This window comes from Cupriavidus sp. GW823-FHT07A04, assembly GCF_058794615.1.
The window spans coordinates 253,715-269,205 of record NZ_JBXAHA010000007.1; the positions used below are offsets into that span (position 1 = coordinate 253,715).

14 protein-coding genes are annotated in these 15,491 nt (G+C 66.4%); 8 read left to right on the forward strand and 6 right to left on the reverse strand.

What is annotated here, in order from left to right:
• Positions 1 to 245 precede the first annotated feature (245 nt).
• The 4 genes from AC1Q7Q_RS14530 to AC1Q7Q_RS14545 all read right to left on the reverse strand — a co-directional run bounded on the left by AC1Q7Q_RS14530 (position 246) and on the right by AC1Q7Q_RS14545 (position 4,576).
• Complete coding sequence (locus AC1Q7Q_RS14530; protein ID WP_492375809.1) at positions 246 to 1,259, reverse strand: Bug family tripartite tricarboxylate transporter substrate binding protein; 1,014 nt, start codon at positions 1,257 to 1,259, stop codon at positions 246 to 248.
• Positions 1,260 to 1,354: 95 nt separating this feature from the next.
• Entirely contained in the window at positions 1,355 to 2,176 is an 822-nt protein-coding gene (locus AC1Q7Q_RS14535; protein WP_492375808.1) for a GntR family transcriptional regulator, read from the reverse strand.
• 15 nt (positions 2,177 to 2,191) lie between these two features.
• Entirely contained in the window at positions 2,192 to 3,421 is a 1,230-nt protein-coding gene (locus tag AC1Q7Q_RS14540) for a CaiB/BaiF CoA transferase family protein (protein WP_492375807.1), read from the reverse strand.
• A gap of 435 nt (positions 3,422 to 3,856) precedes the next feature.
• Positions 3,857 to 4,576 carry a GntR family transcriptional regulator gene (locus AC1Q7Q_RS14545; protein ID WP_492375806.1) on the reverse strand — a complete coding sequence of 240 codons (720 nt, stop codon included), beginning with the start codon at positions 4,574 to 4,576 and terminating at the stop codon, positions 3,857 to 3,859.
• 213 nt (positions 4,577 to 4,789) lie between these two features.
• On the opposite strand from AC1Q7Q_RS14545, the gene araD reads away from it, so the two are divergent.
• The 6 genes from araD (at position 4,790) to AC1Q7Q_RS14575 (ending at position 11,656) form a co-directional block, all read left to right on the forward strand.
• Positions 4,790 to 6,529, forward strand: a complete 1,740-nt coding sequence (gene araD, locus AC1Q7Q_RS14550) for an L-arabinonate dehydratase (protein WP_492375805.1) — start codon at positions 4,790 to 4,792, stop codon at positions 6,527 to 6,529.
• Positions 6,530 to 6,542: 13 nt separating this feature from the next.
• Positions 6,543 to 7,301 carry a ribonuclease activity regulator RraA gene (locus tag AC1Q7Q_RS14555; protein WP_492375804.1) on the forward strand — a complete coding sequence of 253 codons (759 nt, stop codon included), beginning with the start codon at positions 6,543 to 6,545 and terminating at the stop codon, positions 7,299 to 7,301.
• A gap of 147 nt (positions 7,302 to 7,448) precedes the next feature.
• Positions 7,449 to 8,453, forward strand: coding sequence for a Bug family tripartite tricarboxylate transporter substrate binding protein (locus tag AC1Q7Q_RS14560; RefSeq protein ID WP_492375803.1), 1,005 nt, complete (start codon positions 7,449 to 7,451; stop codon positions 8,451 to 8,453).
• A gap of 146 nt (positions 8,454 to 8,599) precedes the next feature.
• On the forward strand, positions 8,600 to 9,589 hold the full coding sequence (locus AC1Q7Q_RS14565) for a tripartite tricarboxylate transporter substrate binding protein (protein ID WP_492375802.1): 990 nt from the start codon (positions 8,600 to 8,602) through the stop codon (positions 9,587 to 9,589).
• 80 nt (positions 9,590 to 9,669) lie between these two features.
• On the forward strand, positions 9,670 to 10,665 hold the full coding sequence (locus tag AC1Q7Q_RS14570; protein WP_492375801.1) for a Bug family tripartite tricarboxylate transporter substrate binding protein: 996 nt from the start codon (positions 9,670 to 9,672) through the stop codon (positions 10,663 to 10,665).
• A gap of 52 nt (positions 10,666 to 10,717) precedes the next feature.
• A complete protein-coding gene (locus tag AC1Q7Q_RS14575; protein WP_492375800.1) occupies positions 10,718 to 11,656 on the forward strand; it encodes a 2-hydroxyacid dehydrogenase in 939 nt (312 codons plus the stop codon).
• Between the two features lie 62 nt (positions 11,657 to 11,718).
• Here AC1Q7Q_RS14575 and AC1Q7Q_RS14580 read toward each other — a convergent pair whose 3' ends face one another.
• Positions 11,719 to 13,908 carry a TonB-dependent receptor gene (locus AC1Q7Q_RS14580; RefSeq protein WP_492375799.1) on the reverse strand — a complete coding sequence of 730 codons (2,190 nt, stop codon included), beginning with the start codon at positions 13,906 to 13,908 and terminating at the stop codon, positions 11,719 to 11,721.
• 151 nt (positions 13,909 to 14,059) lie between these two features.
• Between AC1Q7Q_RS14580 and AC1Q7Q_RS14585 the strand changes: the two genes are divergently transcribed.
• Both AC1Q7Q_RS14585 and AC1Q7Q_RS14590 read left to right on the forward strand, forming a co-directional pair.
• Positions 14,060 to 14,293, forward strand: a complete 234-nt coding sequence (locus AC1Q7Q_RS14585) for a hypothetical protein (RefSeq protein WP_492375798.1) — start codon at positions 14,060 to 14,062, stop codon at positions 14,291 to 14,293.
• A gap of 272 nt (positions 14,294 to 14,565) precedes the next feature.
• Positions 14,566 to 14,703, forward strand: coding sequence for a hypothetical protein (locus AC1Q7Q_RS14590; RefSeq protein ID WP_174426420.1), 138 nt, complete (start codon positions 14,566 to 14,568; stop codon positions 14,701 to 14,703).
• A gap of 42 nt (positions 14,704 to 14,745) precedes the next feature.
• Here AC1Q7Q_RS14590 and AC1Q7Q_RS14595 read toward each other — a convergent pair whose 3' ends face one another.
• Positions 14,746 to 15,441: a GntR family transcriptional regulator gene (locus AC1Q7Q_RS14595; RefSeq protein ID WP_492375797.1), complete on the reverse strand. Its 696-nt coding sequence runs from the start codon at positions 15,439 to 15,441 to the stop codon at positions 14,746 to 14,748.
• Positions 15,442 to 15,491 lie beyond the last annotated feature (50 nt).

Below are 15,491 nucleotides of genomic sequence, written 5' to 3' on the forward strand. Positions count from 1 at the left end.
GTCATACATCGGACTTCAGCGATGGGGCAACGCATCGCTGAGCTAAATCCAGCGCTGCCGTAGAGCAAACCAGCGTTGTGCATCTGTCCCGGCATGCATCGGACTTCAGCGAAGGGGCAAGGCATCGCTGATGCTAAATCCAGCGCTGCCGTAGCTCCCCTCTCCCGCCGTGCGGGAGAGGGGTTGGGGGAGAGGGCGGGCGTGCGCAAGAGCGAGGCGTTTCACGTTGCGCGAGCGCCCGCCCTTCACTCCGGCTCGATCCCCGCCGCCTTGATCACCTTCGCCCACTTCTGCGTTTCGCTGCGCACGAAGGCGGCGAGCTCTTCCGGGGTGGACGGCGCGGGCTCGCCGCCGGTGCGGCTGAAGTACTCGGCGGCCCTGGCGTCGGTCAGGCCCTTGCGCACCATCTGGTTCATGCGCTCCACCACGGGCCTGGGGGTCGCGGCGGGAAAGAATGCTGCGGACCAGGCCACCATCTCGTAGCCGGGCAAACCGCTTTGCGCCATGGTTGGCACGTCTTTCAGCACGGGATGGCGCTGCGCCGTGGTGACGGCGATGGCCCGCAGCTTGCCGCCCTGGATCAGGGGCATGGCGGGCGATATGTCCGAGATCATGAAGTCGACCTGATGGCCCATCAGGTCGGTGAGCGCGACTGGCACGCCTTTGTAGGGCACGTGGAGCGCTTGCACGCCGGCCATCATCTTGTAGAGCTCGCTGGCGATGCGGGTGGAGGAGCTGCCGCTGGCGAAGGTGAGCTTGCCGGGCGTGGCCTTGGCCAGCGCGGTCAGCTCGGCCACGGTGTGCACGGGGCTGTCGGGCGGCACCACCAGTACCAGCCCGCTCTTGGCGATCAGCGAGACCGGCGCGAAATCCTTGACCGGGTCATAGGGCAGCTTCTTGAACAGCGATGCATTGGCGGCGTGCGTGGTGTTGGTGGTCACCAGCATGGTGTAGCCATCGGCTGGCGCGGTGGCAACCGCCTGCGCTGCGATAAAGCCATTGGCGCCGGGCCGGTTGTCCACCACGACGGATTTGCTGGTCTGGCCGGTGACGGCTTCGGCGACGAAGCGCGCGCTGCTGTCGGTGCCGCTGCCGGCCGGGAACGGCACGACCACGCGTACCGGCTTGGCGGGGTAGTCGCCCGTATCGGAGGCGCGCGCCAGGCTGGCAGGCATGGCTGCCAGCGCCAGGACGGGCAGCAGCAACCCGGCGATCGCGCGCCGGGTGAGCCGGGTGTGCCGGGTGATGGGGTGCGTCATGTTGTCTCCTCGTTTACCACTTTTACGTTTTTTTATTACGCTTTTTTACAGCTTGTGCCTTTGCGGCATCTGCTGGGTTTCTTTCGGGGTAACGCTCAGCTGCGGCTGTCGGGTACCGCGAGCGCCGGGTAGCGATCGGCCAGGTGGGCGGGCAATTCCACGTCGAGGATGAAGCGGTCCCCGCGATACCAGAAACACCCCGCCGTGAGCACCTTGCCGTCGATATCCAGCGTGGTGCGCACGATCTTGGCGATGGGCGCGGCAAAGCCGTAGGCCAGCGCGCGCGCCATCGCATAGTCGGCGGGTTCCACCGTCATGGTCTGATGCATGATGCCAAGGCGCTCTCCCACGGCCTCGCGCAGCAGGCGGGCGATCTTGCGGTGCTTTTCACTGCCGCGCGGGAACTGGCTGAAGACGGACTCGGCCACGTACAGCTCGATCAGGCAGAACGGCTCGCCATCATGCACGTGCAGCTTGTGCAGCAGCACGTAGCGGCCCAGCGGCTCGCCGCGCGTGGGCAAGCCCGGCGGCAGGCTGACATCCCTGCGTTTGTCCAGGATGCGGATTTCCAGCTCGGTGCCGCCGACCAGCTCGTTGTTGATCGCGGATCGCATGCCTTCGCTCGGCCCGGGCGGCTGGCCGGTGACGTGCGTGCCGCGCCCGCGCTGGCTGCTGACCAGGCCCTCCTCGGCCAACACGGCAAAGGCTTGCCTGACGGTGACGCGGGCGATGCCGTAGGTCTGCGCAAGGCGCTCCACCGTGGGCAACTGGTGCCCAAGCGGCCATTCGCCAGAGATGATCCGGTGGCGCAGCACGCTGGCTAGCTGCCGGTAGCGCGCCACGCCGCCCGTGCCATCGTCTGGCAGCGCATGCGCCTCGCCGTCGGGGGCCGCCGCAGAGTCGGCCTTTGCCTTCATGCTCGTTGCCTCACGCTAAGCCTTTGCCTTTGCATTTTCCGATCCGCGCGTGGTGCCCGCGGCCATCATGCGGTCGATGGCGGTGTCGTCATAGCCCACCTCGCGCAGCACCTCGCGGCTGTGCTCCCCCAGCGCGGGGGCGTGGCGCTGGCTGGTGGGCGGCGTGCCCGACCATTCGCTGGGGACCGCCATCTCGCGGATGCGGCCCACGCCCGGGTGATCGGTCTCGCGGAAGAAGCCGATGTCGCGCAGATGCGGATCATCGAGCAGCGTTTCGAACGTGTGCATGGGGAACACCGGGATATCGGCCTCCTTGAGCAGCGCGCGCCATTCGTCCGTGGTGCGCTTGGCCATTTCGTCGCTGACCATCGCGTAAAGCTCCGTGATGTGGGCGGTGCGCGTGGTGATGCTGGCGAAGCGGGGATCGGTGTCGAACAAGCCGGCCTTGCCGATGGCCTTGAGGAAGGTGCGCCAGTGATGGTCGTGATAGATCAGGCAGCACACATGGCCGTCGCGCGTCTGGTAGGGCCGGCGCTCAGGCGACAGCAGGCGCGGATAGCCAAAGCCGCCGCGCGGCGGCACGAAGGTCTCGCCGTAAAGGTGGTCGCCCAGCACATAGGGCACCATGGTCTCGAACATCGGCACGTCCACGCGCTGGCCCTTGCCGGTGCGCGCTTGCGCGTACAGCGCGGCGCAGATCACGCCAAAGGCGTAGAGCCCCACCGAGCGGTCGGCAATGGTGATCGGGAGATAGCGCGGGATATCGCCGCTGCCCTTGGCCACCGCCTGGGGCAGGCCGCAGGCCGCCTGGATCAGGTCGTCGAACGCGGCCTGCGGCGCGTAGCGGCCGCGCTGCGAAAAACCGAACATGCCGACATAGACCAGGCGCGGGTTCAGCGCGGACAGCGTTTCGTAGTCCAGCCCCAGGCGCTGCATGGCTTGCGGCCTGACGTTGTAGGCCAGCACGTCGGCGTCTTGCACCAGCCGCAGCAACGCTTCGCGCCCGTCTTCCGATTTGAGGTCCAGCACGACGCTGCGCTTGTTGCGGTTCAGGCCAAGGTAGAGCGGCCCCATCTTCTCGTCGCCGCACGGCCCGATGCCGCGCGTGACATCGCCCTCGGGCGACTCCACCTTGATCACGTCGGCGCCGAGGTCGCCAAGCATCTGCGTGGCCGAGGGCCCCATGAATACCGCCGTGATGTCCACCACCTTGACCCCGGACAGGGCGCCAGCCGTCATCTCCATCGTCTCCCCCCAACGTACGTTCGAATAGTTCTATGAATGGGACTATAGGAAAATAAAACCGATGGGACAAGGAAGGATCCGAACGCCGCCGGGCGCGGGGAACCTGGTCGAACAGCCCCCGCCGCCAGCCATTCGAGCAAACCCTCTAACCGCTTGACAATTTATGGCGCCCCATGAACAAAGCCCGTTTTTATGGGTCGTGTTATCCACAAATACTGTGGATAACAGGCACCTTGCTTCCCGCCAACCGGCTTGCAGCCGCCAATCCGGTCGGACTGCCTATTGTTTCAGCAACTTGAAGATTTTGTGGCACATTCATGGCAGGGATGCCGTATCGAAGCCACGGGCGTCGATCGCCACCCTTTGCCGGGGTATCGCGCAAGGCCGCGATAATGTGCGGATTACGTCTCACCGGCTGCTGCTTGCTGCTTGCCGCTACTGCAGGAAATCTCCGTAGCGAGCGCGGATCTCTTCGAGATTGGCGAGCGTGCCGGAAAGATGCCGGCGCAGGCTGGCCTGGGCGGCGTCGGGGTCGCCGCTGGCGATCGCATCGACGATGGCAGTGTGATCCGCCACAACCGCGTTGGCCTTGCCGGCGATCGGCAGGTGCAGGCGGCGCAGGCGGTCCAGGTGGCCGCTCTGGCGGCGCACCAGCATCCACAGGTCCGGCACGCGGGCGGCTTCGTACATCTGGCGGTGGAAGGCCTGGTCGAACAGGGAGAACTCCGCGAAGTCCTGGGCGGCCAGCATGGCCTGCTGCCGCGCCACGCTCAGGCGCAGCCGCTCCACCAGCGCGGGGTCGGGTTGCTCGGCCAGCGTGCGCACGATTTCCAATTCCACGGAGCGCCGCAGGAAATGCGCCTGCTGGGCCAGCGCGATGCTGATGGGGCTGACCACGGTGGCGTGCTGCGGGAAGATATCGACCAGCCCTTCCTCGGCAAGGCGCATCAGGGCATCGCGCACCGGCGTCTGGCTGATGCCGTACTGCGCGGCGAGATCCGTGCGCGACAGCACCGTGCCGGGCGGCAGCGTCATGGAGATGATCATGTCCCGCATATGCTCGAACACCTGCGGCGCGGCATGCCGGGTGCGGTCGAACTGGAATTGAATCTGCGGGGCGGACAAGGTGGCTTCAGTGGCTTCAGTGGCTTCCATCGGGCGGTCTGGTTTCACTGCACGGGCGTGGCTTATCACGCACAAAGACGCTGCATTGCGTCTCATGGCAGCAGTTTAATGGAAAGCTTTACGGTTTGACACACTAATATATTAGTGCTTTAATCCATCCGACGATATCAGATGTCGTATCTCTACCGCCCAGTTCTGGCACCGGAGGTCCGGCCCAATGACAACATCCGTGGAAGAGACAACATGACGTCACGCAAGAAGACGCCCGAGACCCTGCGCAGCGCGCGCTGGTTTGCCCCCGACGACCTGCGCTCCTCCGGGCACCGCTCGCGCATCATGCAGATGGGCTACTCGCCCGACGAATGGCTGGACCGCCCGATCATCGCGATCATCAACACGTGGTCCGACATCAATCCCTGCCACTCCCACTTCAAGCAGCGTGTCGACGACGTCAAGCGCGGCATCCTGCAAGCCGGCGGCTTCCCGATCGAGCTCCCCGCCATCTCGCTGTCGGAAAGCGCGGTCAAGCCAACCACCATGCTGTACCGGAACATGCTGGCGATGGAAGCGGAGGAACTGATCCGCTCCCACCCCATCGACGGCGCGGTGCTGATGGGCGGCTGCGACAAGACCACGCCTGGCTTGCTGATGGGCGCGTCGAGCGCGGGCGTGCCGGCCATCTACGTGCCGGCCGGCCCGATGCTGCGCGGCAACTGGAAGGGCAATGTGCTGGGTTCCGGCTCCGACGCCTGGAAGTTCTGGGACGAGCGCCGCGCCGGCAATATCAGCAAGACCGAGTGGATCGGCATCGAGGGCGGCATCGCCCGCAGCCACGGCACCTGCATGACGATGGGCACGGCCAGCACCATGACGGCGATTGCCGAGGCCATCGGCATGACGCTGCCGGGCGCCTCGTCGATCCCCGCTGCCGATGCCAACCATATCCGCATGTGCTCCGAGGCCGGACGGCGCATCGTGGACATGGTGTGGGAAGACCTGACCCCGCAACGGATCCAGACGCGTGCCTCGTTTGAAAACGCCATCGCCGTGGCCATGGCGATGGGCTGCTCCACCAACGCCATCATCCACGTGATCGCCATGGCGCGCCGCGCCGGGCATGACATCGGGCTGGAGGATTTCGACAAGACCAGCCGCCACGTGCCGGTGATCGCCAATATCCGGCCCAGCGGCGACAAATACCTGATGGAGGATTTCTTCTACGCTGGCGGCCTGCCCGCGCTGATGAACCGCATCAGCGACAAGCTGCACCTGGATGCGCTGACCGTCACCGGCCGCACGCTGGGCGAGAACATCGCGGGTGCCGAGGTCTATAACGACGACGTGATCCGCACCAAGGAAAACGCGCTGTACCAGGAGGGCGCGCTGGCCGTGCTCAAGGGCAATATCGCGCCGGACGGCTGCGTGATCAAGCCCAGCGCCTGCGAGAAACGATTCTTCAAGCACACCGGCCCGGCGCTGGTGTTCGACGACTACCCGTCGATGAAGGAAGCGGTGGAGCGCGACGATCTCGACGTCACCGCCGACCACATCCTGATCCTGCGCAACGCCGGCCCGCAAGGCGGCCCGGGCATGCCGGAATGGGGCATGCTGCCCATCCCCAAGAAGCTGGTCCAACAAGGCGTGCGGGACATGCTGCGCATGTCGGACGCGCGCATGAGCGGCACCAGCTACGGCGCCTGCATCCTGCACGTGTCGCCGGAATCGTATATCGGCGGCCCGTTCGCGCTGGTGCGCACCGGCGACATGATCTCGGTCGACATCGACCGCCGCAGCATCCACCTGGAGGTGTCCGACGAAGAGCTGGCGCGCCGCAAGGCCGCGTGGACGCCGCCGCCGCCGCGCTTCGGGCGCGGCTATGGCTGGATGTTCTCCAAGCATATCCGGCAAGCCAACGACGGCTGCGACTTCGACTTCCTGCAAACCGATTTTGGCGCGCCCACGGGCGAACCCAGCATCTACTGATAGCGGACCCATCATGACCGATACCACGACCGATACCACGACCACGACCCAGGCCGGCAAGCTCAGCCAGCAGACCATCGAGCAGTTCAAGACCGTCAGCACCGCGACGTTGTGCACGGCGCTGTTCAAGCGCGGCTTGCGCAACCAGTTCATCCAGGACGTGCACCCGCTCAATCCCGAGCGCGGCAACATGGTTGGCGAGGCCTTCACGCTGCGCTACATCCCGGCGCGCGAAGACCTGAACCCGATCTCGGTGTTCCTGGATCCGAACCATCCGCAACGCCAGGCGGTTGAGCAGTGCCCATCCGGCGCGGTGCTGGTGATCGACAGCCGCAAGGACGCGCGCGCGGCCTCCGCCGGCTCGATCCTGATCACGCGCCTGATGCAGCGCGGCGCGGCCGGCGTCGTCACCGATGGCGGCTTTCGCGATTCGCCGGAGATTGCGCGGCTGGCCATGCCGGCCTATCACCATCGCCCCTCCGCGCCGACCAACCTGACGCTGCACCAGGCCATCGAGATCAACGGCCCCATCGGCTGCGGCGACGTGGCGGTGTTCCCGGGCGACGTGGTGGTGGGCGATGCCGAAGGCGTGATCATCGTGCCGCGCCACCTGGCCGAGGAAATCGCGGCGGAAGCGGTGGAGATGACCGCGTTCGAAGACTTCGTCACGGAGGAAGTGATGAAGGGCCGCTCGATCATCGGCCTGTATCCGCCGACCCAGGAGCAAAGCAGGCTGGACTTTGCCGCCTGGCGCGAAACCAAGGGCCGCTGAGCATCGCCGCCTGCCAGACGGGACAAGCCTCGGCAAGCTACGAACAAGCCAAAACAAGCCAAAACAAGCCACAAACAAGCCACAAACAAGCACATGAGCCAGCCGGCTCCCGACGCGAGGGGCAAGGCGGCCACGGATGGAGACAAGATGCATCACAACAAGCGAGGCGCGCTGCGCCGCCTTGGCGCCCTCGGCATGCTGGCCGCGGCCAGCGCCCTGTTCCTGTTCAGTACCGGCGCGCAGGCCGAGGACAAATGGCCGTCGCGCCCGATCACCTGGGTGGTGCCGTTCGCGGCGGGCGGCTCCACCGATATCGTCGCCCGTACCATCGGGCAGGAAGTCTCGAAGGCGCTGGGCCAGCCGGTGGTGGTCGAGAACCGGCCCGGTGCGGCCGGTGCGGTGGGCGCGGGCTACGTGGCGCGCGCCAAGCCGGATGGCTACACGCTGTTTGGCGGCACCATCAGCACGCATGCCATCAACGCGAGCCTGTACAAGAATCTCTCATACGACCCGGTCAAGGATTTCGAGCCGGTCTGCCTGATCGCCTACGTGCCCAATGTGCTGATGGTCGACGCCAAGCTGCCGATCCACAACGTGAAGGAGCTGATCGCCTATGCGAAAAGCCATCCGGGCCTGAGCTTCGCGTCGTCGGGCGCGGGCACTTCGACGCATCTGGCAGGTGAGCTGTTCGCCGACATGATCAAGGTGCCGATGACCCACGTGCCTTACAAGGGCAGCCCGCAGGCGATCCAGGACGTGGCCGCTGGCCTCGTTCCCTTTCTCTTTGACCAGCTGACCGCGGGCGACGCCATGATCAAGGCCGGCAAGCTGCGCGCGCTGGCCGTGACCTCGCCCAAGCGCTCCGCGCTGGCGCCCAACGTGCCGACCATGGCCGAGGCCGGTGTGCCGGGCTTCGAGATGGTGTCGTGGCAGGCGCTATACGCGCCGCACGGCACGCCGAAGGACGTGGTGCAGCGCCTGAACGCCGAAGTGGTGCGCGCGCTGAAGCAGCCCGCCGTGCAGCAACGGATGACGCAGCAACTGGGCATGGAAGTGGTAGGCAGCAGCCCCGCCGAACTCGCGGCGTTCATGGGCAAGGAGATCCCGCGCTGGGCCGAACTGGTGAAGAAATCGGGGGCGACGGCCAATTGATGGCTCGTCCGGCGTTGCCACGGTTTGCTCCCCTCTCCCACGAAGTGGGAGAGGGGAGCCGCGCAGTTGCGAAATGATGCGTTGGCGCTCTCGCTGCGCGTTGGATGGAAAGCATTAAGCCGAAACAAAAACGCACAGGAGACTACATGCACTTCTACACCAAGCCCATTGCCGCAGCACTAGCGGGCATCGCGGCCGCACTCGCCTTGGCCGCCCCCGCCACCCATGCCGCCGAAGGCAGCTACCCCACCAAGACCATCACCATCATCGTCCCCGCCTCCCCCGGCGGCGCCATCGACCTGGTAGCGCGGCTGGTGGGCCAGAAGATGACCGAAGCCTGGGGCCAGTCCGTGGTGGTGGACAACCGCCCCGGCGCCACCGGCATCATCGGCACCGACCTCGTGGCCAAGAGCCCGCCGGACGGCTACATGCTGGCGCTGGTGGCCAGCAGCCACGCCATCAATCCCAGCATGGTGAAGAAGCTGCCCTTCGACACCGTCAAGAGCTTTGAGCCGGTGGCGCTGACCCACGTGGTGCCGCTGATGCTGGTGGTGTCCCCTTCCCTGCCTGTGACATCCGTCAAGGAACTGATCGCCTACGGCAAGGCCAACCCGGGCAAGCTGTCGTTCGCGTCCAGCGGTTCGGGCGGCGCGCCGCATTTCTCGGGCGAGCTGTTCAAGAGCATGACGGGCATCGACATGGTCCACATCCCGTACAAGGGCAGCACGCTGGCGCATCCGGACCTGACCAGCGGCCGCGTGTCGCTGATGTTCGACACCGTTGCCGCCATCGGGCCGCAGGTCAAGGGCGGCAAGGTGCGCCCGCTGGCGGTGACGACCGCCAAGCGCTCATCGGCCGCCCCGCAGGTGCCGACCATGGCGCAGGCCGGGCTGCCCGGCTATGAGACCAGCACCTGGGGCGGCGTGCTGGCCCCGGCCGGCACCCCCAAGGCGGTGGTGGACAAGCTCAACGCCGAGATCAACAAGGCGCTGGCTTCGCCCGACGTGCGCGAGCGCCTGCAGAACGCCGGCATCGAGCCCGCAGGCGGCACGCCCGCGCAATTCGCCAGCTTCCTGCAAGTGGAAATGGGCAAGTGGGCCAAGGTGGCCAAGGATGCGGGCATCCAGCCCGAGTGAGTTGCCGCCGGGCAACCACCAACCCATGCGTGCCGGCGCCAAGGCGCCCGGCCAGCAAGCCGTACTTTCGGAGACAAGACATGCGCTCGCTCTACACCCCCACACTTGGCCGCCGCGCGGCCCTGATCGCCCTGGCCATCGGCGCCTGGCTGCCCGCCGCGCAGGCCCAGCCCGGCGTTGCCTGGCCGACCAAGCCGGTGACCATCATCCTGCCGTTCGCCCCCGGCGGCGGCACCGACGTGGGCACCCGCCTGGTGGCGCTGCGGCTCTCGCAACTCTGGGGCCAGCCGGTACTGGTGGACAACCGCCCCGGCGCGGCCGGCAATGTCGGGCTGGACATCGTGTCCCGCGCCAAGCCGGATGGCTACACGCTGGTGGCCGGCAATGTCGGCACGCAATCGATCAATCCCTCGCTTTACAAGAAACTCAACTATGACCCGGCCGCCTTCGTGCCGGTCAGCCTGATGGCGGAGTTGCCCTTTGCCCTGGTGGTAACGCCCAAACTGCCGGCCAGGAACCCGAAGGAACTGGTGGCGCTGGCCAAGGCGCAGCCCGGCAAGCTGACCTATGCCAGCTCGGGCAGCGGCGGCTCGCCGCATCTGTCGGCCGAGATCTTCAAGGCAGCTACCGGTACCGACCTGCTGCATGTGCCCTACAAGGGCGGCGGCGCGGCCATGACCGACCTGATGGCAGGCAATGTCGACATGCTGTTCGCCTCGATCCTGGAAACCGCCGGCCATGTGAAATCCGGCAAGCTGCGCGCGCTGGCCGTGACCAGCAAGGTCCGCTCGCCCGCGCTGCCGGACGTGCCGACGCTGGCAGAGGCGGGCATCGCCGGCGCCGAGTCGGGATCTTGGGTCGGCCTGCTGGCGCCGGCCGGCACGCCCAAGGACATCGTCGACAAGATCGCCGCCGGCGTGAAGGAAGTGGTGGCGATGCCCGCGGTGAAGGAGCAACTGATCGCGCAAGGCGCCATTCCCGTGGGCAGCACGCCCACGCAGTTCGCCGACCTGATTGCCACGGATCGCAAGCGCTACGCCAAGATCATCCAGGACAACAAGCTCAGCGCGGACTGAATCAAGCACCGCCGGACCACCATCACCATTTTCACCATTTGGATCTCTTCTCATGAAACCACGCCTTGCCCAGCACGGACGCCTGCCCGCCGCGCTTGAAGCCAGCCTCGCCGAGCACTACGACGTCCACCCGCTGTGGGCCGAGACCGATCCCGCCGCCTTCCTCGCCAGCCACGGCGGCGAGTTCGCCGCACTGACCACGCGCGCCGCGATCGGCGTCGACGCCGCGATGATCGCGGCCTTGCCAAAGCTGAAGGTTATCTCCAGCTTTGGCGTGGGCCTCGACAAGATCGATCTGGACGCCGCACGCGCGCGCGGCATCGCCGTTGGCTATACGCCCGACGTGCTCAATGATTGCGTGGCCGATACGGCCTTCGGCCTGCTGATGGACGTGGCGCGCGGCTTCAGCGCGGCCGACCGTTTCGTGCGGCGCGGCGAGTGGCCAAAGGCGCAGTTCCCGCTCGCCACCCGCGTCAGCGGCAAGCGCATGGGCATCGTCGGCATGGGTCGCATCGGACGCGTCATTGCCCGGCGCGGCGCGGGCTTTGACATGGAAGTGCGCTACCACAGCCGCCGCCCCGCGCAGGATGCGCCCTACCGCCATGAGCCCTCCCTGAGCGAGCTGGCCAGGTGGGCGGACTTCCTGGTCATCGCCACCGCGGGCGGCCCCGAGACCCGGCACCTGGTGTCGGCCGAGGTACTCGACGCGCTAGGCCCGAAAGGCTTCCTGATCAATATCGCGCGCGGCACCGTGGTCGACGAAGCCGCGCTGGTGGATGCGCTGGTGCAGGGGCGCATTGCAGGCGCCGGGCTGGATGTGTTCGAGAACGAGCCGCAGGTGCCGCAGGCGCTGTTCGCGCTGGACAACGTCGTGCTGCTGCCGCATATCGCCAGCGCCACGCACGAGACGCGCAATGCGATGGCGGATCTGGTGTTTGAAAACCTGCAGGCTTTCTTTGCCAATGGGGCGGTGAAAGCCTCGGCGGTGTAGAGCGGTTAGATCGACGTTAACTGGGGGGCGACGCGGGCCAACGCCGCGCGCCACCCCCGCGCTCAGAAGGGCTTTGACAACGCCACGTAGAAGCTGCGCCGCGGCGCATACTGCGGCGCGCCCACCCCGATGCCGGTCCCGTCGCGCAACTGGTAGTTGCGATCGAACAGGTTGATCACCGTCAGCCGGACTTTGAATTTGCCGATGACCGGCGCATCGAAGGCGTGTCCGGCGCCCACGTTGACCTGGAAGTAGGCGCCCAGGTGATTGGTGTTGGCGAAGCCGTTGCGCAAGCCGCTGCCGAACAGCGCATCCGCGCTCAGCAGCGTGCCGTGCCACGTGTACGAGGTACCGAACGAGCCCGCCACCGTCTGGTCGTGGTCGAGGTGGACCCAGTTGCTGGCGATATACGCCAGCTCATCCGCGCCGAAATGGAACTGCCCGGTCTCGACCCCCTTGGCCAAGGCGCGCGAAACGCCCAGGTTGGCGTAAGCGGCAAAGCTCCCCTGCCGGTAGTTGGCCGTGCCCTCCAGCCCGTAGATCTTGCCTTGGTCGTAGTTGAACGAGGAGAAGATCAGCGCGTTGCCGAACTGCCCTTCGTCTTGCAGGTGGCGCACCTTGCGGTAGTAGGCATCCAGGCCCAGCGTGAGGTTGCGCGTGGCCTGGTGCGACACGCCAAGGTCGAAGTAATCCGAGCGCTCCGAGCGCACGGCCGTGTTGGCGTCCGACGGCAAGGCGTTGGTGGTGCCGGCGAAGCTGGCCACCGAGGTGGTGTCGATCTTCTCGGTCGCCGGTGGCGTGAAGTAACGCGCGTAGCCGGCATGCAGGCGTGTGACGTTGGTGAGATCGTAGGTCAGCCCCAGGCGCGGGCTGATCTGCTGCTCGCTGACAACCGTGTTGACGTGGTCATAGCGCGCGCCGTAGTTGACCGTCAGCTTGTCGGTGGCCTTCCACTCGTCTTGCAGGTAAAAGCCCAGCGTGGTGCCCGTATTGCTGGTGTTGTCCACGATGGTGAATGGCACCCCGCTGGTCTGGTTGCCGTTGGCGTCGGCGGGAAGCACGCTGGAGGTGTTGTCCACGCCGTAATGCTCGCGCTGCACGAACACGCCGGTGCGCAGCGTGTGGCTGGGGTTGAGCACGTAGCTGCCGTCGGCCTGCACGCCGTAGGCTTCGTTGCTGCGCGTGATGTTGGCGGCAACGCCGGTGTAGGCCAGGTCGCCGATCGGGTCCGGGTTGTAGTCGACGCGGCTGGTGCGATGGAACAGCGACACCTGGAAATCGAGCGCGGACGATACCTTGTTCTGGTACGAGAGGATCTGGAAATCGGTCTTCTCGCGCTGGTTGGCGTTGAGCTGGTCGGAGGGCGGCGTGGCCACGCCGTCGATGGTAAACGATGGCGACAGGCCCGGCCGGTTCGGAATCTGGAAGCGGTTGTCGGCGCTGCCAAACATGAAGCTCACCCGGCTGTCCGGATTGATCAGGTAGGACAGCATGCCGAATGCCTTGCCCTGGTCGGTGTGATCGTGAATGGCATTGCGCCCGGCGGCGGGGTTCTCGATGCCGAGGTTGTTCTCGACAAAGGAGCCGCTCAGGAAATAGCTCCACGGCCCTTTTGCGCCCTGCACATAGCCGTTGAGCTCATGATCGGCGTGGCTGCCGAAGACCGTGCCGATCTCGCCGCCGAAAGCCTTGGGCTGCCCCTCCTCGTCGGCGGCCGCACCCTTGGTGCGGATGTCCACGATGCCCGCCGTGCGAAAACCGTACTGCGCCGGCAGCGCCCCGGTGATCAGCTTGATCTCGTCCGCGAAACGCGTATCCAGCATTTGCCCGAAGCCGCTGATCGGCTCGGGAATGATGACGCCGTTGATGCGGTATTGCAGGTTGGCGTGGTCGCCGCGCACGTGCAACTGGCCAAAGGAGTCCTGCACCACGCCGGGGGCTTGCAGCAGGACCTGGTTCAGCGGCGTGTTTTCTCCCTGGGGCAGCGCGTTGATGTCCTCGCTGTCGAAACGATAGACCGAGCTGCCGGTCTCGGGCGACAAGGCGTTGCGCGCCTCGTCGAGCCGCTTGGCGGTGACCACGACGGCATTCAGGGCCTTGGCGCTGGCTGCCGGCGCGGGTGCCGGGGCGGGAACCGATGGCGAGAATGGTGAGGAAGAAGACGGGTCGGCCGGCGATGACTGCGCGTGGGCGGACAGGGCGAGCGCCGACGCGGCGCCGGCCGCGATGGCTCGAAGCGGAAAACGGGACATGGGGTGCCTCTGACGGAATGGGAATGTTGCGCACGGCCCTCAGGCCCGCGCGCATGCACTAAGCGAACAATCCGCCAGTCAGAGGGGGGCCACGGCTGCGGGGCCGTGGCGAGGCGATGGGCGCGATGTGCCGCTCGGCGAGCAGCGGGTAGTGCCAGCGGCGGAAGCTGACGAGCAGCAGCCAGCAAGCCATCGACGGCATGCCCACGGCGGCGGCCGCGAAGGCCAGGCATTGCAGGCAGGCGTCGTGGCCGGGCCCGCACTGTTCAATGTCGGCCGGTGCCGCGCATGGATTGCTCTGCTGGGACGCGTGGAGATGGGAAAGCGCGTGGACGACCGCACCCGCCTGCCCGAAGAGCAGGAACACGCAGAGCAGGAGCACTAACGGGCGTCGCCACATGGGATGGCTGGGAGGGCGAGGGCGCGGGGCCATGAGCGGCCCGGCCTTCTATTTTTGCAACAGTGTTGCAAGTGTGCCATCAGGACCCATCAGGACACAAGCGAACTCAACACCCATGTACCTGGCTGCCTGTGCGGCCAACCACGTTGTGATTCGGGCCACACCCCCCTCCGTCGAGTGGTAGCGAGCCAGGTGTGCTTTTGCGCATACTCGCGGCTAGCAAAAAAATAGCGCGAACGTGCATAGAGGGGTCGGAGATGGAAGCAACCATTACGTTTGCGGGGTACCTGCTGGCGTTTCTGCTGGCGCTGGTCCTCGGGGCGAGAAGCGTGAACCGGCACCATCCGGCGCTGCGCCAGGAATTACCGGTTGCCGCGGAGCCGCAGCAGCCATAAACGTGGTCCTTGCGGCCCCCGCCAGCACTTAGCACTTAGCACTTAGGGTTCAGCAACCACCGCGACGTCGTCGCTTTCCCCCTGCGCCAGCGCCCTGAGCCGCGCCATCGAATTGCGGATATGCAGGCGGGCCAGATGTTCCGCCTCATCGGCATCCGCGCCTTCGATCGCCGCCACGATCTGCTCGTGCTCCTCGATGGCCGCCAGTGCCCGGTCGCGGGCAAACAGGACCCTTGGCGCAAACACCTGCGATGTCATATGCACAATGGGCACCTGCCGCGCCAGGTACTCGTTCGCTGCCAGCCCGATGATGGCCGTGTGAAACTCGACATTGGCCGCTGTATAGACCTCGGGCCGCCAGGGATCGAGGCTCCCCCGCTGCGCCTCGATGATGGCGCGCAAGGGCGCCCCGGCCAGCTCGCTGGCGCGTGATGCCGCCAGCCGGGCCGCCAGGCCGTCGATCACCTCCCGCAACTCGTAGGCGTCCATCAGCTGCCGGAAATCCGCGCTGACCACGGTCACGCCGCGTGCCGTCTCGGCGCTGACCAGGCCCTCGCGCTCCAGGATGCGCAGCGCTTCGCGCAGCGGCGTGCGGCTGATCTTCAGGTCCTCGGAAATCTCCACCTGGCGCAGTGGCTTGCCCGGCGGGTAGATGCCGCGATAGATGCGCTGGCGCAGGACCTGGGCGACTTCCTCGACCAGCCGCACCCGGCCTTGCCATTCGAATGTTTCTGCCATTTGCCCCCAATTTTATGAAACTTCGCGCAATTTTTCGCATCCCGGCGCCG

Coding starts and splice junctions, on each gene's coding strand:
- AC1Q7Q_RS14595 (WP_492375797.1), bottom strand. CDS start 15,441: ATGGCAGAAACATTCGAATGGCAAGGCCGGGTGCGGCTGGTCGAGGAA.
- AC1Q7Q_RS14530 (WP_492375809.1), bottom strand. CDS start 1,259: ATGACGCACCCCATCACCCGGCACACCCGGCTCACCCGGCGCGCGATC.
- AC1Q7Q_RS14580 (WP_492375799.1), bottom strand. CDS start 13,908: ATGTCCCGTTTTCCGCTTCGAGCCATCGCGGCCGGCGCCGCGTCGGCG.
- AC1Q7Q_RS14560 (WP_492375803.1), top strand. CDS start 7,449: ATGCATCACAACAAGCGAGGCGCGCTGCGCCGCCTTGGCGCCCTCGGC.
- AC1Q7Q_RS14545 (WP_492375806.1), bottom strand. CDS start 4,576: ATGGAAGCCACTGAAGCCACTGAAGCCACCTTGTCCGCCCCGCAGATT.
- AC1Q7Q_RS14570 (WP_492375801.1), top strand. CDS start 9,670: ATGCGCTCGCTCTACACCCCCACACTTGGCCGCCGCGCGGCCCTGATC.
- AC1Q7Q_RS14565 (WP_492375802.1), top strand. CDS start 8,600: ATGCACTTCTACACCAAGCCCATTGCCGCAGCACTAGCGGGCATCGCG.
- araD (WP_492375805.1), top strand. CDS start 4,790: ATGACGTCACGCAAGAAGACGCCCGAGACCCTGCGCAGCGCGCGCTGG.
- AC1Q7Q_RS14535 (WP_492375808.1), bottom strand. CDS start 2,176: ATGAAGGCAAAGGCCGACTCTGCGGCGGCCCCCGACGGCGAGGCGCAT.
- AC1Q7Q_RS14555 (WP_492375804.1), top strand. CDS start 6,543: ATGACCGATACCACGACCGATACCACGACCACGACCCAGGCCGGCAAG.
- AC1Q7Q_RS14590 (WP_174426420.1), top strand. CDS start 14,566: ATGGAAGCAACCATTACGTTTGCGGGGTACCTGCTGGCGTTTCTGCTG.
- AC1Q7Q_RS14540 (WP_492375807.1), bottom strand. CDS start 3,421: ATGGAGATGACGGCTGGCGCCCTGTCCGGGGTCAAGGTGGTGGACATC.
- AC1Q7Q_RS14575 (WP_492375800.1), top strand. CDS start 10,718: ATGAAACCACGCCTTGCCCAGCACGGACGCCTGCCCGCCGCGCTTGAA.